Below are 25,602 nucleotides of genomic sequence, written 5' to 3'. Positions count from 1 at the left end.
AATTTCTGATACGCGACGTTCGACCCCGCGTATGGGTCGGCGAAGGAGCCTCGCAATGCCCGCAATAACCCTCCCCGACGGCAGCCGCCGCGAATTCGATCACCCGGTCACCGTGCTGGACGTGGCGAAGGACATCGGTCCCGGCCTGGCCAAGGCCACCCTGGCCGGCAAGGTCGATGGCGAACTGGTCGATGCCCGCCACGAGATCGACACGGACGCCGCGCTGGCGATCGTGACCGACCGCGACCCGGAAGGGGTGGAGATCATCCGGCATTCGACCGCGCACCTGATGGCGCAGGCGGTCAAGCAGCTGTTTCCCGACGCGCAGGTGACCATCGGCCCGACCATCGAGAACGGCTTCTACTACGACTTCGCCTATGACCGCGGCTTTACGCCGGAGGATCTGGAGAAGATCGAGAAGCGCATGAAGGAACTGGCCAAGCAGGATCTGCCGGTGGAGCGCTCGCTGATGGATCGCGACGAGGCGGTGAAGTACTTCCGCGACATGGGCGAGGCGTACAAGGCCGAGATCATCGCGAGCATCCCGCAGGGCGAGAACATCTCGCTGTACAAGCAGGGCGACTTTGTCGATCTCTGCCGGGGCCCGCATATCCCGTCCACCGGCAAACTGAAGGCCTTCAAGCTGACCAAGGTGGCCGGCGCCTACTGGCGCGGCGACTCCGACAACGAGATGCTGACGCGCATCTACGGTACCGCCTGGCCGAACAAGGATCAGTTGAAGGAGCATCTGGATCGGCTGAAGGAGGCCGAGCGCCGCGATCATCGCAAGATCGGTCAGGAACTGGATCTGTTCTCGATCCAGGACGAGGCCGGTGGTGGCCTGGTGTTCTGGCACCCGAAGGGCGCGCGCATCCGCCGCGAGATCGAGAAGTACTGGTACGACATGCACGAGAAGGCCGGCTACGACTTCGTGGTCTCGCCGCATATCGCGAACCTGGAGCTGTGGAAGACCTCCGGCCACGCGGATTTCTACGCCGAGTCCATGTACGAGCCGATGGAGGACGAACACCAGTCCTTCCAGCTCAAGCCGATGAACTGCCCGTTCCACGTGCTGATGTACAAGGACCGGCTGCATTCCTACCGCGACCTGCCGCTGCGCTGGGCGGAGATGGGCACGGTGTACCGCCGCGAGATGTCCGGTGCGCTGCACGGGCTGATGCGCGTGCGCGGCTTCACCCAGGACGATGCCCACATCTTCTGCCGCGAGGACCAGATCGAGGCCGAGGTCATGGGCGTGATCGATCTGACCCTCGAGGTTCTGCAGACCTTCGGCTTCGAGAAGTTCGACGTGAACCTGTCGACCAAGCCCGAGGATGCGGTCGGCTCGGATGAAATCTGGGAACACGCGACCGCTTCGCTGCGCTCGGCGATCGAGAAGAAGGGCCTGGATTATTCGGTGGACGAGGGCGGCGGTGCCTTCTACGGTCCGAAGATCGATATCAAGATCCATGACGCGATCGGCCGCGAATGGCAGTGCTCCACGGTGCAGCTGGACTTCAATCTGCCCGAGCGTTTCGACATGGAATACGTCGCCGAGGACAACGAGCGACGCCGTCCGATCATGATCCACCGCGCGCTGCTAGGCTCGGTGGAACGCTTCTTCGGCGTGCTGATCGAACACTATGCCGGACACTTCCCGGCGTGGCTGGCCCCGGTGCAGGCCGAGGTGCTGACCATTACCGAAAGGCAGGATGAGTACGCCCGCGAGGTCACGAAGACGCTGCGCGCGATGGGGTTCCGGGTCGAGGCCGACTTGAGAAACGAGAAGATCGGCTTTAAGATTCGCGAGCACACGCTCAAGCGCGTGCCGTACCTGCTGGTCCTTGGAGACAAGGAGATGGAAAATGGGCAGGTGGCGGTGCGTACGCGGAGCGGGGAAGACCTCGGCGTGATGCGCCTCGAGGACTTCGGCGAACGCCTCCGGGAGGAGGTCGGCAGTCGCCAACACTGAACCCTGAACTGGAGAGAAGGCTATTAGCGCAGCGAAAACGGTCCGCCTGAACGATCAGATCACGAGTCCGCAGATCCGACTGATCGACGCCGAAGGCGAGAATCGCGGTGTCTGCAGCACTGCAGAGGCCCTGGAAATGGCCCAGGAAGGTGGTCTGGACCTGGTCGAGATCTCGCCGAATGCCGAGCCGCCCGTGGCCCGGATCATGGATTACGGGAAGTTCAAGTTCGAGCAGGCGAAGAAGGCGCAGGAAGCCAAGAAGAAGCAGAAGCAGATCCAGATCAAGGAAGTGAAGTTTCGTCCGGGTACGGACGAGGGCGACTACAACGTCAAGCTTCGCAACCTGCGCCGCTTCATCGAGGCCGGTGACAAGGGCAAGGTGACCATCCGCTTCCGCGGGCGCGAGATGCGCCACCAGGAACTGGGTGGCGAGCTGCTCGACAAGGTCGAGAAAGACATGGCCGACATCGCGATCGTGGAACAGCGGCCGAAGATGGAAGGACGCCAGATGATCATGGTGCTGACGGGCAAGAAGAAGTAAGTCCGTCAGACGACAAGGGCGATCGGGTTTCCGCATACCCGCATCGCTTTTTCATAAACGGTCGGCCCGCAGTGGGTACGGCCCAAAATGCCGGAGAGAGTAATGCCGAAGATCAAGACCAATCGGGGTGCGGCCAAGCGCTTCACCCGTACCGGGTCGGGGAAGTTCAAGCGGTTCCAGTCGCACCGCAGCCACATCCTGACCAAGAAGCCTACCAAGCGTAAGCGTCACCTGCGCAGTCCGGCGATGGTGCACGAGTCGGATGCCCCGGCCGTGCGCAAGCTGCTGCCGTACCGTTGAACTGACCGAGGAATCGAGATATGCCACGAGTCAAGCGCGGTGTAACCGCTCACGCCCGTCACAAGAAAGTCCTGAAGCAAGCCAAGGGCTACTACGGCGCCCGGAAGAACGTCTTCCGCGTTGCCAACCAGGCCGTCATCAAGGCCGGTCAGTATGCCTACCGTGACCGTCGCCAGAAGAAGCGTCAGTTCCGGTCGCTGTGGATCGTCCGCATCAATGCGGCGGCCCGTCAGTTCGATCTCTCCTACAGCCGTTTGATGAACGGTTTGAACAAGGCCGAGATCGATATCGACCGCAAGACCCTGGCCGATCTGGCCGTGCACGACCTGACCGCGTTCGGCAAGATCGCGGAGAAGGCCAAGGCTGCACTGCCGGCCTGAGCCGCAGGGCCTGAAGGACTGCCCGCCGGCGGTGTGCCGGCGGGTCCCGAGAAGGGAGGGTCGATGCCCTCCCTTTTTTGTTTCGGGAACAGGAAACGAGGCGCCTGCAAGGCAGCGGCCCGCACTCGGGGGCCGCTGCCTTGCAGGCGAATAGGGGGCCGGGGAGGCCCGTACCAGTCGGGGGAAGTCGTGGAACAACTGCAACAGCTGGTCGCCGAGGCGCGCGAGCGCGTCGAAGGGGCCACGGACCTGAAGGCGCTGGACGAGGTCCGGGTGCACTATCTCGGCAAGAAGGGCGCACTCACGGCACAGCTCAAGGAGCTGGGCAAGCTACCGGCGGAGGAACGGCCGGCGGCGGGGCAGAAAGTGAACGAGGCCAAGACCGAGGTCGCCGGCCTGATCGAGTCGCGCAAGGAGGCCCTGGCGCAGAGCGCACTGGCGGAACAGCTGGCGGGCGAACAGGTCGACGTGACCCTGCCGGGGCGGCGTCAGGCCGATGGCGCGCTGCACCCCATTACACAAACCCTGGAACGCATCGAGACCTTCTTTGCTGGATTGGGCTTTCGCGTGGCCGAGGGCCCTGAGGTGGAAGATGACTTCCACAACTTCGAGGCCCTGAACATCCCCGAGCATCACCCGGCGCGGGCGATGCACGACACCTTCTACTTTGATGCGCACCGCGTGCTGCGCACGCATACCTCGCCGGTGCAGATCCGCACCATGGAACAGGAGCGCCCGCCGCTTCGCGTGATCGCGCCAGGGCGCGTGTATCGCTGCGATTCGGATCTGACGCATAGCCCGATGTTCCACCAGGTGGAAGGGCTTTGCGTGGATACGGATATCACGTTCGCGGATCTGCGAGGCGTGTTGAGTGCATTTCTTCAGGCCTTCTTTGATCGGGACGATCTGGCCACGCGCTTTCGGCCGTCGTACTTCCCGTTCACCGAGCCGTCGGCCGAGGTCGACATCCAGTGCGTGCACTGCGGCGGTGACGGCTGCCGCGTATGCAGCCACACCGGCTGGCTGGAGGTGATGGGCTGCGGGATGGTGCACCCCAACGTGCTGGGTCACGTGGGGATCGACGCCGAGCAGTACACCGGCTTTGCCTTTGGCCTGGGCGTCGAACGCATGGCGATGCTGCGCCATGGCGTGAACGACCTCCGGCTGTTCTTCGACAACGATATCCGCTTCATCGGGCAATTCGGGCAGACAGGCTAATGCGTATCAGTGTGCAGTGGCTGCAGGAATGGCTGCAGATCGACGAGACCCCGGAACAACTGGGCCATCGCCTGACCATGGCGGGTCTGGAACTGGATGCGATGGAAGCGGCGGCACCCGCCTTCAGTGGGGTGCGGGTGGGCCACGTGGTGGCAGTCGATCCGCACCCGGACGCGGACCGCCTGCGGGTGTGCCGGGTCGAAGCGGGCGAGGCGGAGCCGCTGACCATCGTCTGTGGCGCGCCCAATGTCCATGAAGGCATGCGGGCGCCGGTGGCGGTGATCGGTGCGGTATTGCCCGGCGATTTCCGTATCAAGCGCTCCAAGCTGCGCGGCGTGGCTTCCGAGGGCATGCTCTGCTCCGCTCGCGAGCTTGGCCTGGCGGATGATGCCGAAGGCTTGATGTCGCTTCCGACGACGCTGGAGGCGGGTCAGGACCTGCGCGAGGCGCTGGGGCTGGACGACACTGTCCTGGAAGTTGACCTGACGCCGAACCGGGCCGATTGCCTGGGGATGCGCGGGATTGCGCGGGAGTGCTCGGCATTGCTGGACCGGCCGCTGCATGCCCCGGTCATGCCGGCCGTGGACGTCGCCAGCGATGCCCGGGTGAGCGTGATCATCGAGAATCCGGAGGCCTGCCCCTTGTATGCCGCACGGGTGCTGGAGGGTCTGGACGCCAAGGCCGCGACGCCGCTGTGGATGACCGAACGCCTGCGCCGCGCCGGGGTGCGCCCGCTGAGCGCGATCGTGGATGTGACCAATTACGTGATGCTGGAACTGGGCCAGCCACTGCATGCCTTTGATGCCGATCGCACGGGCGCCCCGATCCAGGTGCGCCAGGGCAAACAGGGGGAAACCCTGACGCTGCTTGGAGGCGACCAGACGGTGAAATTGTCGCCGCAGGATCTGGTCATTGCGGGTGATGACGGCCCCCTGGCGCTGGCCGGAGTGATGGGCGGCGGAGCCAGCGCGGTCGATGCCAGCACCACCCGCGTGATCCTCGAATGTGCGCATTTCGCACCGCGCGCCCTGGCCGGTCGGGCGCGGGCCCACGGCCTGCATACCGATGCCTCCCACCGTTTCGAGCGGGGTGTCGACCCGACCCTGGTCCCGCAGGCCATGGAACGCGCGACCCAGCTGCTGCTGGAACTCTGCGGCGGGCAGTGTGGCCCGGTCGAGCAAGTGGGCGCGACGCCGGCCTCCCATGCGGAACAGGCGATCGTCCTGCGCCCGGATCGTGTCCAGCGCTTGCTCGGGGTGACCCTAGAGGCTTCCGAGGTCGAGCGGATCCTGGAGGCACTGGACTGCCGCATCGAAACGAGCGCGAGCGGCTGGTCGGTACGCGCCCCGCGGGCCCGATTCGACCTCGAACGCGAGGAGGATCTGATCGAAGAGCTGGCCCGGGTGCACGGTTATGACGCCCTGCCGCAGACACTCCCGAAGCCGGTTGCGCCGGTGACGCCGGAGTCGGGTCTGCCGTCACTGCGCAACGGGCTTGCCCGCCAGGGCTTCCATGAGGTGATCAGCTTCAGCTTTATCGCTCGCGAGGCCGCCAGTGCGTTCTACCCGGACGTGGAACCCCTGGCGCTGGCGAATCCCATTTCGTCCGATCTGGCGGTGATGCGCCCGGGGTTGTGGCCCGGGCTGGTGACCACTGCCGCCTACAACCAGGCGCGCCAGCAATCGGACCTGCGCCTGTTCGAGCATGGCCTGCGCTTTGTTCCGGATGCGTCCGGTCTGCGGCAGGAGCCCCGACTGGCCGGCCTGCTTGGTGGGAGGGTGGCTCCGGAAGCTTGGGAAGGCGAGGCGAAGACGGTCGATTTCTTTGACGCCAAGGGCACCGTGGAAGGCCTGTGCGCACGCGTCGCCGGTCCGCTCGGCTTTCGCGCGGAACGTCATCCGGCGCTGCATGACGGGCAATCCGCACGGGTACTGGTGGACGGGCAGCCGATCGGCTGGGTCGGGCGCCTGCACCCGGCGCTGTGCGAGCGCTTCGACGTGGAGCCGGTCTACCTGTTCGATCTGGACGCGACCGCCGTGGTGCACGCCCCGGTGGCGCAGTTCTCGCCGTTGTCGCCGTACCCGTCCATCCGTCGGGATCTGGCGCTGGTGGTGGCCGAGTCGGTGGCGGCGGGCGATGTGCTGGCGGCTATCGACGAGCTTGGCCTGGAGATCCTTCAGGATGTTCGCCTGTTCGATGTGTACCAGGGCAAAGGCTTGAATCCGGACGAAAAAAGCCTGGCTTTGGGCTTGATTTTACGGGCTTTTGATCGCACCCTAGGCGAACAGGACGTGGCTGGCGTCACCGACGCGGTGGTGCAGCATCTCCAGGCCCGGTTCAACGCAACCTTGAGACAATAGCCGATGGCAGCTGTAACCAAGGCGGATCTCGCCGCCGCGCTAAACGAGGAACTGGGTCTCAACAAGCGCGAGGCCAAGGAATTCGTCGAGATGTTCTTCGAGGAGATGCGGCAGTCGCTGGAGACCGGCGAGGGCGTGAAGCTTTCCGGGTTCGGGAATTTCATCCTGCGCGACAAGAACCAGCGGCCAGGGCGTAATCCCAAGACGGGCGAAGAGATTCCGGTCTCCGCGCGTCGTGTGGTGACCTTCCGGCCCGGACAGAAACTGCGCGAGCGGGTAGAGAGCTATGCTGGAGGCGAGTAACCACCAGGAACTGCCCGCCATCCCGGGCAAGCGCTACTTCACCATCGGCGAAGTCGCGGAGTTGTGCCAGGTCAAGCCGCATGTGCTGCGGTACTGGGAGCAGGAATTCCCGATGCTGGAGCCGGTCAAGCGGCGCGGCAACCGTCGCTACTACCAGCGTCAGGACGTGATCCTGATCCGTCAGATTCGCGCATTGCTGTACGAAGAGGGCTACACCATCAATGGTGCCCGTCAGAAGCTCTCGGGCGACGAAGCCAAGGGTGATCGCCAGCAGGCCCAGCAGATTATCCAGGACACCATCTCCGAGCTCGAGTCGGTTCTGCGCGTTCTGCGCGCCTGAGGCTCCGACCCTAGGGGGGGCGCCCGGACGTTGTGTTGATGCGATTCGCTACGCTCGTCGCATCCTACGGTGTCCGTCTGAACCCAACTCCAATTCGAAATTTCCGCTCTGTAGGATGCGACGAGCGCAGCGAGTCGCATCAATGGGCCATTCTCGGTGTACGTGACACGAATGGTCCGCACGGATCTCGCTGCAATGGGGTGGCCGACGCTTTCGTGAAGGCGGGGAATCGGATATAGTTCGCGGCTTCGGGGCGTGGCGCAGTCTGGTAGCGCATCTGCATGGGGTGCAGAGGGTCGCAGGTTCAAATCCTGCCGTCCCGACCAAACAGGAACGATCGAAAAAGGCCGCTTCAAGCGGCCTTTTTTGTGTTCGGAGTTGCAGGTGGCGGCGTCGCCTGGGCTCAGGCTCAATCCATCGAGCGGCGGCGCGCCTCGCGCTGGTAATGGAGCAGGGCGATGTTGGTCTGGCGTTCCATCCACTGGGTCATTCCGACGATCTCGAAGCCTGCAAACTCAAAGCCATCACGCGTGCTGCGGCGACGGTTGGCCAGCCGCAGGTCCCCGGAAAGGCGTTCACTGACATCGGGGAGCAAGAGGTTCTCGAAGGCCAGGTTTGCCTGGTCCTCAAGCGCATCCAGAAGGGTGGTGGACAACTCGATGCACATGCCCTGGGCAGAGAGGTCGGCTACCTCGCCGATCACGGGATCCTTCCAGGCCTTCGCATGGAGTTCGATCTGAGGCCGCTGGGCCATCGGGATGTGCACGCGGAACGTTTCGCGGCGTTGCAGGTAGTACAGAGTTTCCGGATAGGTGCACACGTAGAGCGCGCCTTTTTGCTCCTGCTCGATGCGTGTTACATGCGTGCCGAATCGCACTGCAACCCCGCGCAGCGCGGCGAATACGCGCAAGTCCATGCCGGCCTGAACCTGCTGGTGCGCCCGAGGCGGGGTCAGCTCGTCGAGAAAGAGTTCCTTGGCGGCTGGGTCCAGACGGACCAGGGCCGAGGTGTACAGGGGGCCGTCGGTATCCACGCGAACGCTCACGACGGTGAGCTTGTGGTCGAGGTCCTTGAGGATGCCGGCAATCCGGTCCGGCTTATCGACGGTATAGTCCGTGTCGTCCATGCGTCCGAAGTGTTAGGAAGGTGTGAGGACGCAAGGTACTGGTGGATGCCGCGAAAAGCCAGCCTCCACCAGGACCGGCCTCTCAGGCCTGGGTGATCTGGCGTCCGCCGCGGTTTCCGGGCCGGGCGCGGCCATACGGGTCGTAGGTGGCCGCGGGGCCGGTTTCCTCGCCGCGGAGGATCTGCATGGAGAGTTCCACGCGCTGGCGGTCACGGTCGATCAGGCGCGCATTGCCTTGATTCAGAGTGTCGCAGCGTTCGATGGACTGGCGCAGGGCTTGCCACAGGTCGTTCAGTACGACGCCATCCTCCATCTTCGAGAACAGGCGCGCGACGCCCTCGGGACTGAAGGCCTCGCCGGCGGCCTCGATCAGGCCTTGCTGGTTTTGGGTCTCGGTTTCCAGTTCATGCAGCAGGGTCTGCTTGCCGGTCACCACGTCCTGCAGCGTATCGGGTTGGCGCGCTTCGACCGCGCGCGTCTCCTTTAACAGACTCTCTTCCAGCTGATGAGCCAGCCGGATTGAGGTCTCGAGCGAGCGTTGCAGTTTATGGTGCGCGTCGGCATTCATGGGCGATAGACCGGGTTAGCGCAGCAGGCTTTCGAGGTCGATCATGCGATCGGCCAGCTGCTGGTTGTCCACTGGATAGTTGCCGCTGGAGATCGCCTCGCGCAGTTCGGCAACGCGGGCGGCGTCGAAGGGGGCGGTGTCGCCCGCGCCGGCCGCGGCATTCATTGCCTGGGCGGCCCCGGTGAGCGTGACCGAATCATTGTTTGCCGTCGATGCGTTACCGGAGGCCGGGGCTCGGCTTGCCGTGTTGCCGGACTCGTCGCGACCCTTTACCCCGGGGTTCTGGCTGTCGGGGCGCAGGCTGTTCGTATTGAGGCCCTTGATATCCATGATGCCTTCCTGTCGTTGTAACTGTGCTGCAATTGTTTACGGCCAGCGTTGCTGAAACTGTAGGCCTCGGGGGCGGAAAAGTGTAACGGGCTTCACAGTCCGCCTCGAAGATCGTTGGCGTGCCTGGTGGGGCGAGGCCTCAAAGCGCTACCCGGATGTGGCCGGAGGCCTGGATTTCGCCTTCGACGACGCGCCCGGAGGATGCGTTCTTGACGCGGATTCGTTCGCCCAGCGTCCCGTTCTCCAGCGCTTCGCCCTGCATGCGGATGGCGATCGAGCCGTTCTCTGCCAGGATGGTAACCCGCTGGCCGCGACTGATGATCTCGCGCGGGCTCACGTGCTGGGTTCCGATGATCTGACCCGGGCGGATGCTGCGCCGGGTCTGTTGGCCGATCAGGGCATTCTTTTCTTCATGATAACTGCCGGCATGGCGCGAGGTCTCGATTCGCTGGAAACGCAGGTCGCCCGCCGAGAGGGTGTGCTGGCGCGGCAGGGTACGGTTCGCAACCAGCACTTCGGCGTACCGTTCGACCGTCGCCGGCACGTATAACTGCCAGGTCACCGGGCCGGCACACTGGATATGGACAGCGGTGTTGCCGTCACGCCGCCCGCCGGGTGGGAAACGCGCTTCCAGGCCGTCCGTACAGGGGACGAGGCGCAGACGCTTGTCGAGCTGGCCAATCTCGATGGAAACATCCTTCTCGGTATCGGTAACGCCCAGTTCCTGAATCAGGAACTGCTCGGCGGCGTGGCGGATGTCGTCAACCGGGTGGACTTCGGCCCGGACGCTGGTAGACAGCAGTACCAGGGTGAACAAGAGGGCGACTCCGGCAAGGAGACGCGGAATGGCTCGCACGTTTTCGCTCGAGTCGGTCACGCTCGCTGGCGAGGCACCGGAGGGCCCGCCTTTTCCTGGAACGAATGAGGCCCCAACGCGAACGAGCGAACGGATCAGCGTCTTCCTGGCAGCGGAAGAAAATTCTGAAATGGGTCGGCGCTGGTTCATGTTGCGGTCCTGTTTGGTCCTGTCCTGCGCAGCCAGTTCGGTGCGGGCGTCGGACTGTGCGCGAATGGCTCGGGTTTGGCGGATCTTGCGTCGATGTCGAGCGAGTCGCGTGCGGTTTCAGTACGCAAAAACATGCAGATGTCGTGCCAATGAATGGGCATCCCGCGCCGCGCGCGCATTCAAGGCCCGTCGCGGGCGGCCGTTATGGCCATGAGGCGGCGTCAGAAGGCGCATGCACGCAAATGCAAATGACAGGCCGGGGTTGCGCGGTGCACACTTGGCCTTTGAGGCCTGTCCGGTGCTAAGAGCAATCGGGGCAAGGAGAGCGGCACGATGAGTCAATTCATTGACGATGTGAATCAGCGAACCCAGTTGGTGGGGCAGAACCGCATGGAGCTGCTGCTGTTCCATCTGGGCGGGTCGCAGACCTTCGGGATCAATGTCTTCAAGGTCCGCGAGGTGATTCCGTCGCCGCCGCTGCGTCAGATTCCCGGCTCCATGAGCGTGGTACGCGGAGTGGCGACGTTGCGTGGCGGTACCGTGCCGATCATTGACCTGGCGCGAGCGATGGGCCTGCGTGGCGCCGTCGGGGCGGTCGACAACGGGGAGCAGAAGGTGGTGGTCACCGAGTTCAATCGTTCGGTGCAGGGCTTCTGGGTGTCGGCCGTGGACCGTATCGTCAACGTGAACTGGCAGGACGTGAAGTCGCCCCCGCGCGGAACCGGGCGCGAATCCTTCCTGGTGGCCGTCACGGAGATCGACAACAAGCTGGTCGAGATTATCGATGTCGAACGGGTGCTCTCCATCGTGAACCCGCTGCCCAGCGAGATATCGCCATACATCCGCGAGAACGCCCGCGAGGCCAGCGGGCGCAAGGTTGTGATCGTCGATGACTCGGTGGTGGCGCGCAAGCAGATCGAGGGGGCGATCAAGGGACTCGGTTTCGAATACGATGTCTTCAAGGATGGCCAGGAAGCACTGGACTTCCTTGAGCAGAAGGCCGCGGAAGGGCCGGTAGGCGACCAGGTCGAACTGGTGATCTCGGATATCGAGATGCCACGCATGGATGGCTACACCCTGACCGCGCGCATCCGGGACAATCCCGCGCTGCAGAATTTGCGGGTGCTGCTGCACTCCTCACTGAGTGGGGAATTCAACACGGATATGGTCAAGCGCGCCGGGGCCGATGCCTTTTTGTCCAAGTTCAATCCCGACGAGCTGGCGAATGCGGTGCTGGACCAGACCGGGCGCCCGGATCAACAGGCCGAATGACCGGTCGGGCGGAACCGCGTTGCCGCTCGGCAAGCCCGGAGCGGCGACGGGTGGCCGCCACTCGGGCTGTATGGTGCCATGCGCGCGACGCCGTATACTCGATCCGATCTTCGGGATCACCCCGGTTTTCCGGCCAAGAGGCCCCGGTCAAGGATTCGTCATCAGGATGCCTAATCACGATGGACAGCGCTCAGGGATGACTCGGTGATCGATTCCCGCGACTACGAGGAGTTCTCCCGCTTTCTGCAGGACTGCTGCGGTCTGGTGCTGGGCGACAGCCGCCAGTACCTGGTTTCCAGTCGTCTGTCGCGCCTGCTCGACGAGTTTGACTTCAAGAGCGTCCCGGAACTGCTGCATGCCATGCGGCAGGCCCCGAATCCGCGCCTGCGCACCCGCGTGATCGATGCGATGACGACCAACGAGACGTCCTGGTTCCGCGATGGCTTTCCGTTCGAGATCCTGCGTCACGTGTTGTTGCCGGAACTGGCCGCGAAGGGAGGCAGCATCAAGGTCTGGTCCGCGGGCTGCTCCAGTGGGCAGGAGGCCTATACGATCTCGATGGTAGTCTCGGAATGGGAGGAGTCGCGGCCGGCCCGGAAGGTTCCGGTCTCCATTCTGGGCACGGACCTGTCAGAGAAGATCCTGGACGATGCGCGGCGGGCCGTGTACGACGGCCTGAGCATCGTGCGCGGGCTCAGCGAGAGCCGGCGCGCGCGCTTCTTCGAGACCGTCGCGGATGGCCACAAGGTGATCCCGGATGTGCAGCGTCGCTGTCGCTTTCAGAAGCTCAACCTGATCGACAGCTATGCGGCGCTGGGCAAGTTTGACCTGGTGTTCTGCCGCAACGTGCTGATCTATTTCTCGGGCGACACCAAGCGACAGGTTCTTGACGCTATCGCCCGGCAGATGAATCCGGGCGGGTATCTGTTTCTTGGCGCTTCCGAGACCGCAGGGCCCTATACCCAGGCTTTCGAGACCGTACGAACCGAGTACGGCTCGGTACTTCGTCTGAAGTCCTGATGTAATCCAGCCCCGGGGCTGATTCCCGGGAACGCCCGTGCAATGCGGGCGGCGAGTCGTTCCATCCCTTCCCCTGGCTGCCCGCTGTGCCTGCGCCCCTGCGGCACGCCGCTTGAGAATGGCATAACGATTGCTTCAGTCCCCCTGCAAAGGGTCGCAATCGGTGCGCCCCGTTCTCCAAGCGAGGGTCCGCCACGGGCGGACAGGACGGAAGCGATGAGTCTCTCTCTCGACAAGGCGATGGGTATTTCTCCGCAGGCCGTGAACGTGCGGGCGCAGCGCATGGAGCTGTTGGCCTCCAACATCGCCAACGCGGATACCCCGAACTACAAGGCGCGGGATATCGATTTTCGTGCGGTGCTCGAATCCGCGGCCGGCGGCGGCAATAGCTTGCCCATGGCGCGCAGCCAGGCGGCGCATCTCGACCCCAACGCCGGCGCGATGAACGGGCAGGTCGAGGCGCTTTACCGTGTCCCCTCGCAGGCGTCGCTGGATGGCAACACGGTGGACCCGCAGATGGAGCGGGCCGCCTTTGCCGAGAACGCCGTTCAATACCAGAGCAGCCTGGAATTCCTCAATCGCCGGGTCTCCGGCATCCGCGAAGCCCTGCGGGGCGACCGCTAACGCGGACCTGATCGGGAGATCGATGTCGTGAGCAACCTCTTCAGTCTGTTCAATACCTCCGCCTCGGCGCTGTCGGCGCAGTCGGTGCGCCTGAACACCGTGGCCTCGAACCTGGCCAACGCGAACACCGCCGCGACCAACCCCGATGAGGCCTATCGCGCCAAGCAGGTGCTGTTCCAGAGCGTGATGGACCAGGCCAACCCGAACGGTTCGTCGACGGCCGTTCGGGTGGCCGGCGTGACCGAGTCGCAGGCGGCGCCGCATGCGCATTACGAACCCCATCACCCGCAGGCCAACGAGGAGGGCTACATCTTCCGTCCGGCCATCAGCGTGGTGGAGGAGATGGCCAACATGATGTCCGCCTCGCGCAACTACGAAGCCAACGTGGAGGTGATGGAGACCTCGCGTCAGCTGCTCCAGCGCACATTGCAGATCGGTCAAGGCTAGGGAGCCATCGATGACACAGATATCCCCCGAATTGCTGGATCGCCTGGGCCTCTCGCGCCCCGAGCAGAAACAGGACAAGGACATGGACCGCCTGGGCCAGTCCGACTTCCTCAAGCTGATGACGACTCAGCTGGAGAATCAGGACCCGATGGAGCCGATGGACAACGGCGACTTCCTGGGCCAGATGGCGCAGTTCTCGACCGTGACCGGCATCGAGGAGCTGTCCAAATCCTTCCAGCAGCTGGCCCAGTCGCTGGGCCAGAACCAGACGCTGCAGGCCGCCTCACTGGTAGGCAAGGACGTGCTGGTTCCCGTCGAATTCGGCGAGCTGGGTCCGGACGGCATGGTCAAGGGTGCGGTGGACCTGGATCGCTCTACGGAGGAGCTGCAGATCGACGTGTACAGCCCGAACGGCGAGCGCATCCGCCGCATGAACCTGGGGGCCGCCGGCAGCGGCCTGCAGGAGTTCAGCTGGAACGGCATGCGCGACGACGGGACCTTCGCACCCCCGGGCGTCTACGAGTTCAAGGCCACGGCCCGCTCCGGTACCCAGTCCGAGGCCGTGGATACCTTCCTGGATGCCCGCGTGGAGAGCGTCGCGGTGGGTAACGATTCCGGGCTGGCACTGACCGTGCAAGGCCTGGGCGAGATCAGCTTTTCGGATGTACGGCGGATTGGCGGCTGACGCCCAAACCGCGACGAACGAACCCTAACGGAGGAAACACCCCATGCCCTTCAATATCGGATTGAGCGGACTGAACGCGGCCCAGGCCGACCTGCAGACCACCGGCAATAACGTCTCGAACTCGGGGACCACCGGTTTCAAGCGCTCGCGGGCGGAATTCGGTGACGTGTTTGCCCAGAGCTTCGGTGGCATCAGTCAGACGGCGATCGGCTCCGGCACGCGCCTGCAGGCGGTGACCCAGCAGTTCTCGCAGGGCCGGACCGAGTTCACCGAGAACGGCCTGGACCTGGCCATCAACGGCGAGGGCTTCTTCGTCCTGAACGACCAGGGCAGCACGGCCTATACCCGGGCCGGGGAATTCCAGGTCAATCGCGACGGCTTTTTGGTGAACAACCAGGGCCAGCAATTGCAGGGCTATCCGCCACAGGATGCCAACACCGCCGACCCGAATTTCAATACCGGGCAGCTAGAGGATATCCGCTTGCAGACCGGCGCGGCACCACCCAACGCGACCACCGATATCGAAACATTGGTGAACCTGCGTTCGGATGCCGAAAATTTGGTGGCTGATAATTTCAGCTTTGATGATCCGGAAAGCTATAACTTCTCTACCTCTCTGACGGTCTACGACTCTCTCGGCACGGCCCGAGATGCCTCGATCTATTTTGTTAAGACCGACGACCTCGAGTGGGAAACCCATGTCCGTGTGAGTGATGGGTTGGACGGTGCGGGGGGGCCGCAGTTTTTCGAAAGCGATTCGCATACTCTGCAGTTCAATTCGAATGGTCAATTGGTCGGCGGTGAAGAATTCGACTTCGCGACCGATGGACAATTCGAAAACGGTGCGGACGCACTCAACACGACCATTGATTTTTCCGGAACCACGCAGTTCGGTGGGGACTTTGCGGTCAATGACCTGAACCAGAACGGTTTCGCCTCCGGGCGCCTGACGGGCGTGGATATCGATGACTCCGGGGTGGTTTTTGCCCGCTTCACCAATGGTCAGTCGACGGTACTGGGGCAGGTGGCGATGGCCAGCTTCACCAATCCGCAGGGCCTGGAGCAGTTGGGCAACAACAACTGGGCCGAGACCTTCGCGGCCGGCGAGCCGGTTTTTGCGGCACCCGGGACCGGCAACCTGGGAACCATCCAGTCCGGGGCACTGGAGGCCTCCAACGTGGATATCGCGCAGGAGCTGGTGAACCTGATCACTGCGCAGCGCAACTTCCAGGCGAACGCGCAGACGATCTCCACGGCCGATCAGGTCACCCAGACGATCATCAACATCCGTTAAGTCGCGGATGAGACGCTGAAGAGGGCTTGAGCATGGATCGATTTCTGTACATCGCGATGTCCGGTGCGAAGGAGACGATGCACGCACAGGCCATCAACAACCACAACCTGGCCAATGCCAACACCGACGGTTTTCGCCAGGCGCTGGCCACGGCGGACACCTTGCCGGTGCGTGGGCCGGGCCATGCCTCGCGTGATTACACCCAGATCGGCAACGATGCGGTGGACTTCAGCAAGGGCAAGATGCAGAGCACCGGGCGCGATATGGACATCGCCATCGAGGGCGAGGGCTTTATCGCGGTCCAGGGCCCGGACGGGGAGGAAGGCTACACCCGCGCCGGCTCGCTGCATGTGGATGCCTTTGGCCTGCTTCGCACTGCGCAGGGCCACCAGGTACTGGGGGATGGCGGCCCGATTGCTATCCCGCCCGCGGAGCAGATCGAGATCGGCACTGACGGGACCATCAGCGTGCGCCCCCTGGGCGTGGGCCCGGAGGCCCTGGCGGCGGTGGAACGCATCCGCCTGGTCAACCCGGGCACCGACGAGCTCCAGCGCGGGGATGACGGCCTGTTCCGCCTGGCGGAAGGGGGCGAGGCCCCGGCGGATGCCGAGGTGCGTGTGGTCTCCGGGATGCTGGAGGGCAGCAACGTGAACACCGTCGAGGCGCTCACGCGGATGATCGAGCTGTCCCGCCACTTCGAGATGCAAGTGAAGATGATGGACAGCGCCAACACGCTGGAACAAAGCAGCAACCGCCTGCTGGGCCTCGGGTAATTTCCCGGGACTCGCGCGGCACTTGAGAGAAAACAGGAGAACACCATGAACCAGGCACTGTGGATCGCCAAGACCGGCCTCGACGCGCAGCACACGCGCATGTCGACGGTCTCGAACAACCTGGCCAACGTGAACACCACCGGCTTCAAGAAGGACCGGGCGGTGTTCGAGGATCTGATCTATCAGACCGTGCGCCAGCCAGGCGCCCAGGCCACCCAGGATCAGCAGCTGCCCTCGGGCCTGCAGATCGGTACCGGGGTGCGCGCCGTCTCCACCGAGAAGATGTTCCAGCAGGGCAACCTGCAGCAGACGGACAATTCGCTGGACATGGCCATCGAGGGCCGCGGGTTCTTCCAGATCCTGCTGCCGGACGGAAATGTGGGCTACACCCGGGACGGCAGCTTCCAGTTGAACTCGGATGGCCAGGTCGTGATGTCCAATGGCTACCCGCTGCAGCCGGGTCTATTCGTGCCGGAGGACACCCAGTCCCTCTCGATCGGCAAGGACGGCACGGTGACCGCGCAGATCCCGGGGCAGGCCGCCCCGGTGGAGCTGGGCAATATCCAGCTGGCGGACTTCGTGAACCCGGCCGGTCTGCAGGCGGTGGGTGAGAACCTGTTCCGCGAGTCTGCGGCCTCGGGCGTGGCGCAGCAGTCCCTGCCGGGCCTGAACGGCACCGGCACGGTGGTGCAGGGTTCGCTGGAGACCTCGAACGTGAACATTGCCGAGGAGCTGGTGAACATGATCGAGACCCAGCGCGCCTACGAGGTCAACTCCAAGGCGATCTCCGCGGCCGACCAGTCGCTGCAGTTCGTCAACCAGACGATCGGGTGATCTAATGACGCGCCTCGGAACCGTTCTCCGCCTGGCCCTGGCCGTGACCGCCGCATTGTTGCTGTCCGCCTGCGCCGCCACCCAGACGACCAAGCCGGACGACGACCCGGAGTACCAGCCGGTGATGCCGGCGCAGCCGGTCCCGCAGTCACAGAACAATGGCGGCATCTACCAGGCCGCCCACTCCCAGGGGCTGTTCGAGGACTACAAGGCGCGCAATGTTGGCGACATCCTGACGGTCATCCTGGCGGAGAGCACCAACGCGCAGAAGTCTGCGTCGACTTCCACCGGCAAGGATTCCAACCTGGAGCTGGGCAATCTCTCGGCCTTCGGCCGCGATGCCACGTTCAACGGTCGCCCGTTGTTTGGGGCGAGCAACTCGAGTTCGCGGGACTTCGACGGGTCCGGGGACTCCTCGCAGAGCAACCAGCTCGACGGCGAGATCACCGTGACCGTGGCCGAGGTACTGGCGAACGGCAACCTGGTCGTGCAGGGCGAGAAATGGCTGGGCATCAACCAGGGCGAGGAGTACGTGCGCTTTCGCGGCATCGTGCGCCCAGTGGACGTAACCACCAACAACACCGTGCTCTCCACCCAGGTGGCCAACGCCCGCGTGTACTACGGCGGTTCCGGCGTACTGGCGGACAGCAACACACCCGGGTGGATCACGCGCTTCTTCAACAGCCCGATCTGGCCCTTCTGACCCGGCATGACCGTGGCGAGGTACGACATGGATTCCACACGCACGACACAACGCGCCTCAGGCTTACCGGCTGCGCCGTTCGGCGACTGGCGCCGGCTGGGGCTACTGCTCCTGGCGGCGCTGCTGGTGGCAGGGCTGGGGAGTGCCGCGGTCTCGGCGCAGACCGCGATGCAGCAGCAGGTGGCCATGCAGGAGCGCAGCTACATGGAGCGGGTCAAGGATGTGGCCAGTGTCTCCGGCGTGCGGGATAACCAGCTGATCGGTTATGGCCTGGTGGTCGGCCTCGATGGTACCGGGGACCAGACCACCCAGACCCCGTTCACCGTGCAGAGCCTGAACAACATGCTGGGCCAGCTGGGGCTGACGCCGGATGCGGGCAACCCGCAGTTGCGCAACGTGGCCGCGGTGATGGTCACGGCTGAACTGCCACCGTTCGCCAAGGCGGGTCAGCGGATCGATATCACCGTGTCGTCCATGGGCAACGCGACCAGCCTGCGCGGCGGCACGCTGCTGATGACGCCGCTGAAGGGGGCGGATGGTCAGACCTACAGCATCGCCCAGGGCAATCTGATCGTGGGCGGTTTCGGTGCCGAGGGCAGCGATGGCTCGCGCATCACCGTGAACGTGCCCAGCGTCGGACGCATCCCCAACGGCGCAACCGTGGAGCGCGAGGTCCCGACGGCGTTTGCCCAGGGCGATCACGTCACCTTGAACCTCAACCGACCGGATTTCACCACCGCCAATCGCCTGGTGCAGACGGTGAACGATACCTTCGGCCATGGCGTGGCCCATGCCCTCGACGGCTCGTCCGTGCGGGTGCGGGCGCCGGCGAACCCGGATCACCGGGTCGGTTTCGTGGCCGAGCTGGAGAACCTGCCGATCGAACGCGGCACGCCGCCGGCGCGCGTGATCGTCAACTCGCGTACCGGGACCGTGGTGATCGGCTCCAGTGTGCAGGTGACCCCGGCCGCCGTCTCCCACGGCAGCCTGACCGTCACCATCAGCGAGGCCCCTCAGGTCGTGCAGCCTGCGCCCTTTGGCGAGGGCGAGACCGCCATCCAGCCGGATACCGACATCGCGATCGAGGAGGGCGACAACACCATGTTCCTGTTCGACCCGGGCACCTCGCTGGACGAGATTGTCCGCGCCGTGAACAACGTGGGCGCGGCCCCGGGCGATCTGGTCGCGATCCTGGAGGCCCTGCGCGAGGCCGGTGCCCTGCGCGCGGAGCTGGTGGTGATCTGATGATTGGCTCGGGCGTCGATACCCAGATGCAGGCCCGCGCGGCCATGGCCTCGGACCCCAGTGGTCTGCAGGACCTGGCCCGGGGCGCGCGTTCGGGCGATCAGAAGGGTCTGGAGGCCGTGGCCCGCGAGTTCGAGGCCATGCTGATCGGCCAGATGCTCAAGCAGATGCGTGAGGCCTCTCTGGGCGACGGCCTGTTCGACAACGACCAGAGCGAGATGTACCTGGAGATGCAGGATCAGGAGTTCGCCAAGGCCATGAGCCAGGGCGACGGCATCGGCCTGCGTGATGCCCTGATGCGCCAGCTCTCCGCCCAGCAGCCTGTCGATCCCGAGACACTGAATGATCCGGATCGCCAGGCGGCCCTGGAAATACCGCGTCGACGGTCGGAGCTGGATACCCTGCGGGCGTTGCAGGGCGAGGCGGAATTCGAGTTGCGCCCGGTGGGCCCGCAACGCCCGGAAGCTGTGTCGCCGGAGGCGGCTCGCAAGGCGGCGCCGCAACCGGCCCCCATCGCCTGGCCGCCGCGGGATGCCGCGGACTTTGTGCAGACCCTGGAACCCCTGGCGCGGGATGCCGCGGCGGAGCTGGGCGTCGAGCCCGGCATCCTGCTGGCGCAGAGCGCGCTGGAGACCGGCTGGGGGCAGCACGTGCCGTCGCGGGCCGATGGCCAGCCGAGTTTCAACCTGTTCGGGATCAAGGCCGACAGCCGCTGGGATGGCGATCGCGTCTCCGTGGGCACGCTGGAGTTCCGCGAGGGCGTGGCCCAGCGCGAACAGGCACGCTTCCGGGCCTATGCCGATCCGTCCGAGTCGTTCTCCGATTACGTCGATTTCATTCGCAACAATCCGCGTTACCACCGGGCCCTGCAGGCCGGCGATGACGCGCAGTACATCCGCGAGCTGCAGGACGCCGGCTATGCCACCGACCCGGCTTATGCGGACAAGGTCCTGCGGGTGCGCGACCAGATGGCCGCGCATCGTGACAGTGGATCGACTCAAGTCGCGGCGGATGCCGCCGTTACCCGTACCAAGGGGTAGAGCATGAAGAAGAAATGGCCCAGTCCGATGATTAAACAGGCGTTGTCGCGGGAGGCACGGGCGTGAGCGCGTCCGGCATCGGTACCTCCGCGCTGCTGGCGTTCCAGCGCGCGATCGGCACCACCAGCAACAACATCGCGAACTCGGCGACCGAGGGCTACAGCCGTCAGCGCACCGAGCTGTCCAACCTGACGCCGCAGTTCCTGGGGGGCAGCTTCCAGGGCCAGGGCGTGCAGGTGGACACGATCCGCCGTATCTCCGACGATTTCGTGAACACCCAGCTGCGCAATTCGATCTCCGATCAGTCGAACGCCGAGCTGAAGGCCTCGCTGGCCGGGCGCATCGATGACCTGCTGGGCAGTTCCAGTTCCGGGCTGACACCGGTGCTGCAGGACTTCTTCGACGCCGGCCAGGATCTGGCCAACGACCCCACCTCCAGCGCCGCGCGCACGGTCTTCCTGACCGAGGCGGAATCGTTGGCCGAGCGATTCGGCTCGATCGACCGTCGCATCGAGGAGCAGCGCGACATCATCAACGGCCAGATCCGCACCAACGTCGACGAGATCAACTCGCTGACCGAGGCGGTCGCGGGGCTCAACCGCGAGATCGTGTCCAAGTCCACCCAAGGCACCCCGAACGATCTGCTGGACCAGCGCGATCGCGTGCTGAACAAGCTGGCGGAGAAGGTGAACGTCCGCATCACCGAGCAGGACGACGGTGCGGTCAATGTGTTCGTCGGCAATGGCCAGGCGCTGGTGCTGGGCGGCAACAATCGCGAACTGGTCGCCGAGTCGTTGACGGGGGACCCGCGTTCGCCGGATATCGGACTGGCCACCAGCGGGGATCCGGTCAACATCTCCCGCTTTATCCAAGGCGGAGAGCTGGGTGCGCTGCTGGAGACGCGCGGCGGGATCATCGACGAAGCGCAGAACACCCTGGGCCGCCTCGCGATCAGTATCGGTGAGGAATTCAACCAGCAGAACAACCTCGGGCTGGACCTGGAGGGCAATCTGGGCGCGGATATCTTCGCGATCAGTGATCCGACCGTGCGTGGGTTTCCGGGAAATGGGTCCGGTGGTGTCCCGGCGGTGGAAGTCACGGATGTCCGTGCCATCACCACGTCCGACTACCGCCTGCGCTACGTCGGGGGCGAATACGAGTTGACCCGGTTGTCTGATGGCAAAAACATCGCTCTCGACCAGGAGGACGACATGTTGGCCGCAACCGAGGACGGGCTGGAGATCGACGTGGACGGCCTGGACGCGGAGGAGGGTGACCAATGGCTGATCCAGCCGACGCGCAACGGCGCGCGGGATTTGTCCGTTGAAATGACCGATCCGGTTGGGATTGCAGCCGCCGCCGCCGTGCGGGCCGACCTCGGCGAGGATAACAAAGGGGATGCCACGATCGCCTCGGTTCGCGCCGTGGACGCTGACACCCTCGACTTGGAATCGATTAGCGTTGAGTTTCTTAATGGCGAGTTCAGCGTCAACGGTGGTACCGGCACACCAGTTGAGCCTGGCCCTGACGGCGTGACAACCATTGCGTTCAATGGCTGGGAGATGGAGATCCGGGGCACGCCGGAGGCGGGGGACACCTTCGATGTGAGTAGCAACGTGGGCTATCCGGGTGACAACCGCAACATGCTGGCGATGAACGATCTGTCGGATGAACGGCTGGTGGGTGGTGACCGTACTTTCGGGGATGGCTACAACAGCCTGCTGGCTAATGTCGGCACGCGCACGCGCCAGGCCCAGGTCGCGCAGGAATCCGCCGATGCGCAGTTGGCCCAGGCGCGTGCCCAGCGCGAGGCGGTCTCCGGCGTCAATCTGGACGAAGAGGCGGCGGACCTGATCCGTTATCAGCAGGCCTATCAGGCGGCGGCTCAGGTCATCTCGGTCAGCAATTCGCTGTTCGATACATTGCTCGGCGCAGTTCGCCGCTAGCGCCCACCGGGAGACACGGACATGCGCATTTCGACCACCCAGATCTTCCAGACCGGAATCGACCAGATCCAGCGCGGCCAGACGGAGCTCAACCGGACATCACTGCAGATGGGACGGGGCGAGCGCATCCTGTCGCCCTCCGACGACCCGAGCGGTGCGACCCAGGTCAATCAGTTCGAGCGCATCATCCAGGCTACCAAGCAGTACCAGCGAAACATCGACAACACCCAGCCGCGCCTGCAACAGGAAGAGTCCGCCCTGCAAAGCAGCACGGACCTGCTGCAGCGGGCGCGCGAGCTGGTTGTGGCCGGCAATAACGACAGCCAGACCAACGAGACCCGTAGCTATCTCGCGGGCGAGCTGCGCCAGCTGCGCGATGGGATGTTCGACATCGCCAATACCAAGGATCCGAACGGCGAATATCTCTTCGCCGGTACGAAGTCTCTGGATCAGCCCTTCCGCCAGAATGGCGACGGGGAAGTCATCTACGATGGGGCCAAGGGAACGGGCAGCGTTCGTGAGGTCGCAATCTCCCCGAACCGGAAGATCTCGGTGGGCGACACCGGCGAACGAGTATTCATGGCCATCCCCGAGAACGACGGACGGGTTGGGGCCGCCGCGCATCCCGAAAACACCGGTCGGCTGGTTGTGGAGCAGACTGGGGTAAGTGACCAGTCCACCCTGAACACCGATGACAATTTTCTGATTCGATTTGAAGAAGATCCTGATGGAAGTTTCGAGTACGGCATTTACGAGGCGGACGAATACGGCAACCTGATTTTTAACGGAGACGACCCTGTCGCCCTTGAGGATGGTTTGGGAAATCCAGTTCGGGGTGAGTACGTATCGGGTGCGGCGATCGAATTCGAAGGTCGTTCTGTCACGATCAGTGGTACACCGGATGAAGATGACAAGGTTCTGTCCAGGCCTGCGCAGAACAAAAGTGTCTTCGATACCCTAGATGCCATCATTGATGCCCTGGAACAGGGCGGAGCCGATGGTGCCAGCCGGGCGAATCTGGCCACAGCCAGCAACACCGCGCTGGCCGACCTGGATGCTGTACTGGGAAATTTCAGCGATATCCGCGCCGAGGTGGGGTCTCGCCTGAAGACCTTTGACCAGCAAAAGGACCTGAACGAAGACCGCCTGGTGGACCTGAACAGCGCCGTCTCCGAGATTCGCGATTTGGACTACGCCGAGGCCATCAGTCGCTTCAACCAGCAGCAGGTCGCCCTGCAGGCCGCGCAGCAGACCTATACCCAGGTGAACCGCCTGTCGCTGTTTGACTTCCTCTGATCAATCCCCCGTCGGGCGGATCATGGTCGTGCCTTTGTGCGACCATGACGCCGTCCTGATCTGCGAGAGTCCGGCATGGCCAAGAACAACGAACCCTCCGCGCCCATCCAGTACCGTTCCACGGGGCGTCCCCCGCGCTACCTGATTGTCCTCCTGATCCTGGCTGCGTTGTGGGCGGGCTTCTGGGGCGTCATCCATCTGCAGTCGGGCGAGCCCGAGGCGGTGACGCTGGACGTCGAGGAGCAGGCCGAGCTGGAGGCCAAGCTACAGGCGCTGGCGCCCCGTGATGCCGAGTCCCGTCCGGATCAGGCACCCGCCGACCCCATTATCGATCTCGATGCCGAGGCCGAGCCGCTGGTCCCGGAACTCTACGAGGAACGCGCCGAGGCGCGCAGCGTGCGCTTCAGCGAGCGGGAACTGAATGCCCTGATCGCCCAGGACCCGGACCTGGCCGGACGCGTGGCCATGCGCCTTACGCCGGGGCAGGTGAGCACTCGGGTGCGCATCGACGTTCCGGCGGATATCCCACTTCTGGGAGGTCGTGTCCTGAATGTACGCTCGGGGGTGCGCTTCGAGACCGAGGATGGGCGGGTGCATGCGCGCCTGGTCGGCGTGAGCGTCGCCGGAATCCCGCTGCCGGATGCCTGGCTGGGCGGGCTGAAGGACGAAGACCTGCTTGCGCTGGAGCCCTTCCAGCAACTGCGCGCGGGCATCGAGTCCATCGAGGTCCGCGACGGCGAACTGGTGCTGGAACTCGCCCCCTAAAGCCGCTCGAGTCCGTCCGCGAATCACACCGTTTCCCGCACGCGTTCATCTTTCTGTCAATGCCTCTACTAGGCGCGGAGGAGCGCGGGGCGGTTGCGGTGCCCCTGATGCGTTTCGATCCTGAGGGAGACGCAACGCATAAACGGCGATGGCATGGAGTCCCAAGCCCACCGGCCGCCCGGATCCTCACCGTGAGCCCGTCATCCCGGAAACCGCGCAGCGGTTATCCGGGGTCTGCATCGTTGGAAGGCGTAGAGACGTCGGGGTGTTTGTGCGCGGGGAGATCCCCGGCTCTTCGCTGCGCTACGGCAGGGATGACGAGAACGGGAGCGTTACGGCCGGGATGACGAGAAGGGGGGCGCTGTGGCCGGGATGATGGGAAAGGAGGGTCCTACCGGGATAACGGCCGGGGGATTGGGGCTGGATGGATGCACCCACGTTCGGAATGACCGTCTAACCTTCGGAATGACCACCCAACCCCCGTCATCCCGGAAACCGCGCAGCGGTTATCCGGGATCTCCATCGTCGGGGATGGCACGGGCATTGGGGTGTCCCCGCGTACGGAGATCCCGGCTCTTCGCTTCGCTACTGAGCTGGTCTAATTTCCATGGACACCTCGTTAGGTGGGACGATACCCCCTGGACGAGGAGAACAACCATGGCACGCAAGCGCCGAAGTTTTTCAAGCGAATATAAGGAGCGCGTGGCCCGGATGGTGGTCGATGACGGCCTGGAGGTCTCGGTCGTATGCCGGGATCAGGATCTAGGCGAGACGGCCGTTCGCCGCTGGGTCGATCAACTCAAGGCGGAGCGCACGGGACAACCGGGCGAGGGTCGGCCGCTGACGGCGGAACAGCAACGGATCCGCCAGCTCGAGGAGGAGAACCGGCGGTTGAAGGAGGACAAGGAGCTTCTAAAAAAAGCGTCGGCCTTCTTCGCCCGGGAACTGAAGTGATGCATCGCTGCATCACGCGGTTGAGCGGAGAAGGCCCTGTCCATCGTCTTTGTCGGCTGCTGGGAGTGAGCCGGGCCGGCTATTATGCGGCGCGGGCGCGGGCCGAACATCCAAGCGTGCCCTGCGCCGCTGGCGCTCACCTCGAGCGCGTGTTCGCGGCTTCCGGGCGAACCTACGGCAGCCGGCGTCTGGCAAAAGCCTTACAGGCGGATGGCACCGTCGTGGGCCGTTACCGGGTGCGGACGCTGATGCGCGAGCGC

General features: G+C 64.3%; 28 protein-coding genes and 1 tRNA gene. 25 read left to right on the top strand and 4 right to left on the bottom strand.

Annotated elements, in window-relative coordinates; genetic code table 11:
* Positions 1–55: 55 nt before the first annotated feature.
* The 9 genes from thrS to F618_RS0110555 all read left to right on the top strand — a co-directional run bounded on the left by thrS (position 56) and on the right by F618_RS0110555 (position 7,740).
* On the top strand, positions 56–1,972 hold the full coding sequence (gene thrS, locus F618_RS0110595) for a threonine--tRNA ligase (RefSeq protein WP_018145452.1): 1,917 nt from the start codon (positions 56–58) through the stop codon (positions 1,970–1,972).
* Positions 1,973–1,994: 22 nt separating this feature from the next.
* Positions 1,995–2,513: a translation initiation factor IF-3 gene (gene infC / locus F618_RS0110590; protein ID WP_077276933.1), complete on the top strand. Its 519-nt coding sequence runs from the start codon at positions 1,995–1,997 to the stop codon at positions 2,511–2,513.
* Between the two features lie 102 nt (positions 2,514–2,615).
* The gene (gene rpmI / locus F618_RS0110585) at positions 2,616–2,813 is read left to right on the top strand and encodes a 50S ribosomal protein L35 (protein ID WP_017942014.1); all 198 of its coding nucleotides are present in this window, start codon (positions 2,616–2,618) and stop codon (positions 2,811–2,813) included.
* A 20-nt stretch (positions 2,814–2,833) separates the two neighbouring features.
* The gene (gene rplT / locus F618_RS0110580; protein WP_018145454.1) at positions 2,834–3,193 is read left to right on the top strand and encodes a 50S ribosomal protein L20; all 360 of its coding nucleotides are present in this window, start codon (positions 2,834–2,836) and stop codon (positions 3,191–3,193) included.
* Positions 3,194–3,382: 189 nt separating this feature from the next.
* The gene (pheS, locus tag F618_RS0110575) at positions 3,383–4,411 is read left to right on the top strand and encodes a phenylalanine--tRNA ligase subunit alpha (protein WP_018145455.1); all 1,029 of its coding nucleotides are present in this window, start codon (positions 3,383–3,385) and stop codon (positions 4,409–4,411) included.
* On the top strand, positions 4,411–6,771 hold the full coding sequence (gene pheT / locus F618_RS0110570) for a phenylalanine--tRNA ligase subunit beta (protein ID WP_019568524.1): 2,361 nt from the start codon (positions 4,411–4,413) through the stop codon (positions 6,769–6,771). The genes pheS and pheT overlap by 1 nt, the downstream gene beginning before the upstream one ends.
* A gap of 3 nt (positions 6,772–6,774) precedes the next feature.
* Positions 6,775–7,074: an integration host factor subunit alpha gene (locus F618_RS0110565; RefSeq protein ID WP_018140932.1), complete on the top strand. Its 300-nt coding sequence runs from the start codon at positions 6,775–6,777 to the stop codon at positions 7,072–7,074.
* On the top strand, positions 7,058–7,414 hold the full coding sequence (locus tag F618_RS0110560; RefSeq protein WP_018140933.1) for a MerR family transcriptional regulator: 357 nt from the start codon (positions 7,058–7,060) through the stop codon (positions 7,412–7,414). Before F618_RS0110565 ends, F618_RS0110560 begins: the two co-directional genes overlap by 17 nt.
* A gap of 249 nt (positions 7,415–7,663) precedes the next feature.
* Positions 7,664–7,740 (top strand) — tRNA-Pro (locus tag F618_RS0110555).
* Positions 7,741–7,823: 83 nt separating this feature from the next.
* On the opposite strand, the gene F618_RS0110550 is transcribed toward F618_RS0110555, so the two are convergent.
* The 4 genes from F618_RS0110550 to flgA all read right to left on the bottom strand — a co-directional run bounded on the left by F618_RS0110550 (position 7,824) and on the right by flgA (position 10,255).
* The gene (locus F618_RS0110550) at positions 7,824–8,540 is read right to left on the bottom strand and encodes a flagellar brake protein (protein WP_019568523.1); all 717 of its coding nucleotides are present in this window, start codon (positions 8,538–8,540) and stop codon (positions 7,824–7,826) included.
* 82 nt (positions 8,541–8,622) lie between these two features.
* A complete protein-coding gene (locus F618_RS0110545) occupies positions 8,623–9,108 on the bottom strand; it encodes a flagella synthesis protein FlgN (RefSeq protein WP_019563557.1) in 486 nt (161 codons plus the stop codon).
* Positions 9,109–9,123: 15 nt separating this feature from the next.
* On the bottom strand, positions 9,124–9,438 hold the full coding sequence (gene flgM / locus F618_RS0110540; protein ID WP_018938525.1) for a flagellar biosynthesis anti-sigma factor FlgM: 315 nt from the start codon (positions 9,436–9,438) through the stop codon (positions 9,124–9,126).
* Positions 9,439–9,577: 139 nt separating this feature from the next.
* Positions 9,578–10,255 carry a flagellar basal body P-ring formation chaperone FlgA gene (flgA, locus tag F618_RS0110535; protein ID WP_018952005.1) on the bottom strand — a complete coding sequence of 226 codons (678 nt, stop codon included), beginning with the start codon at positions 10,253–10,255 and terminating at the stop codon, positions 9,578–9,580.
* 522 nt (positions 10,256–10,777) lie between these two features.
* Between flgA and F618_RS0110530 the strand changes: the two genes are divergently transcribed.
* The 16 genes from F618_RS0110530 to F618_RS16605 form a co-directional block, all read left to right on the top strand.
* The gene (locus F618_RS0110530; RefSeq protein ID WP_018938523.1) at positions 10,778–11,716 is read left to right on the top strand and encodes a chemotaxis protein CheV; all 939 of its coding nucleotides are present in this window, start codon (positions 10,778–10,780) and stop codon (positions 11,714–11,716) included.
* A 204-nt stretch (positions 11,717–11,920) separates the two neighbouring features.
* Positions 11,921–12,736 carry a protein-glutamate O-methyltransferase CheR gene (locus F618_RS0110525; RefSeq protein WP_018145462.1) on the top strand — a complete coding sequence of 272 codons (816 nt, stop codon included), beginning with the start codon at positions 11,921–11,923 and terminating at the stop codon, positions 12,734–12,736.
* Positions 12,737–12,952: 216 nt separating this feature from the next.
* The gene (gene flgB / locus F618_RS0110520; protein ID WP_019563558.1) at positions 12,953–13,360 is read left to right on the top strand and encodes a flagellar basal body rod protein FlgB; all 408 of its coding nucleotides are present in this window, start codon (positions 12,953–12,955) and stop codon (positions 13,358–13,360) included.
* 27 nt (positions 13,361–13,387) lie between these two features.
* Positions 13,388–13,807, top strand: a complete 420-nt coding sequence (gene flgC, locus F618_RS0110515) for a flagellar basal body rod protein FlgC (RefSeq protein WP_018145464.1) — start codon at positions 13,388–13,390, stop codon at positions 13,805–13,807.
* Positions 13,808–13,817: 10 nt separating this feature from the next.
* Complete coding sequence (locus F618_RS0110510; RefSeq protein ID WP_018145465.1) at positions 13,818–14,492, top strand: flagellar hook assembly protein FlgD; 675 nt, start codon at positions 13,818–13,820, stop codon at positions 14,490–14,492.
* Between the two features lie 43 nt (positions 14,493–14,535).
* Positions 14,536–15,786, top strand: coding sequence for a flagellar hook protein FlgE (gene flgE, locus F618_RS0110505; RefSeq protein WP_019568522.1), 1,251 nt, complete (start codon positions 14,536–14,538; stop codon positions 15,784–15,786).
* 32 nt (positions 15,787–15,818) lie between these two features.
* Complete coding sequence (flgF, locus tag F618_RS0110500; RefSeq protein WP_019568521.1) at positions 15,819–16,559, top strand: flagellar basal-body rod protein FlgF; 741 nt, start codon at positions 15,819–15,821, stop codon at positions 16,557–16,559.
* A 45-nt stretch (positions 16,560–16,604) separates the two neighbouring features.
* Entirely contained in the window at positions 16,605–17,393 is a 789-nt protein-coding gene (gene flgG / locus F618_RS0110495) for a flagellar basal-body rod protein FlgG (RefSeq protein ID WP_018145468.1), read from the top strand.
* A 4-nt stretch (positions 17,394–17,397) separates the two neighbouring features.
* Complete coding sequence (flgH, locus tag F618_RS0110490; protein WP_019568520.1) at positions 17,398–18,096, top strand: flagellar basal body L-ring protein FlgH; 699 nt, start codon at positions 17,398–17,400, stop codon at positions 18,094–18,096.
* A gap of 27 nt (positions 18,097–18,123) precedes the next feature.
* On the top strand, positions 18,124–19,341 hold the full coding sequence (locus F618_RS0110485) for a flagellar basal body P-ring protein FlgI (protein WP_019568519.1): 1,218 nt from the start codon (positions 18,124–18,126) through the stop codon (positions 19,339–19,341).
* Complete coding sequence (gene flgJ, locus F618_RS0110480; protein WP_019568518.1) at positions 19,341–20,381, top strand: flagellar assembly peptidoglycan hydrolase FlgJ; 1,041 nt, start codon at positions 19,341–19,343, stop codon at positions 20,379–20,381. Before F618_RS0110485 ends, flgJ begins: the two co-directional genes overlap by 1 nt.
* 62 nt (positions 20,382–20,443) lie before the next feature.
* On the top strand, positions 20,444–22,327 hold the full coding sequence (flgK, locus tag F618_RS0110475; RefSeq protein ID WP_019568517.1) for a flagellar hook-associated protein FlgK: 1,884 nt from the start codon (positions 20,444–20,446) through the stop codon (positions 22,325–22,327).
* Between the two features lie 21 nt (positions 22,328–22,348).
* Complete coding sequence (flgL, locus tag F618_RS0110470) at positions 22,349–23,623, top strand: flagellar hook-associated protein FlgL (RefSeq protein ID WP_019563563.1); 1,275 nt, start codon at positions 22,349–22,351, stop codon at positions 23,621–23,623.
* 75 nt (positions 23,624–23,698) lie between these two features.
* Positions 23,699–24,388, top strand: coding sequence for a hypothetical protein (locus F618_RS0110465; protein ID WP_019568516.1), 690 nt, complete (start codon positions 23,699–23,701; stop codon positions 24,386–24,388).
* A 657-nt stretch (positions 24,389–25,045) separates the two neighbouring features.
* Positions 25,046–25,342: a transposase gene (locus F618_RS16195; RefSeq protein WP_018650388.1), complete on the top strand. Its 297-nt coding sequence runs from the start codon at positions 25,046–25,048 to the stop codon at positions 25,340–25,342.
* Positions 25,342–25,602 (top strand): IS3 family transposase (locus F618_RS16605; RefSeq protein WP_155998000.1); only part of this gene is annotated, 261 nt, incomplete at its 3' end. The genes F618_RS16195 and F618_RS16605, both read left to right, overlap by 1 nt.

Origin of the sequence: Thioalkalivibrio sp. ALMg13-2 (assembly GCF_000381185.1) — a bacterium.
Taxonomy (GTDB): domain Bacteria; phylum Pseudomonadota; class Gammaproteobacteria; order Ectothiorhodospirales; family Ectothiorhodospiraceae; genus Thioalkalivibrio; species Thioalkalivibrio versutus.
This window is presented reverse-complemented; position numbering and strand designations above follow the sequence as displayed.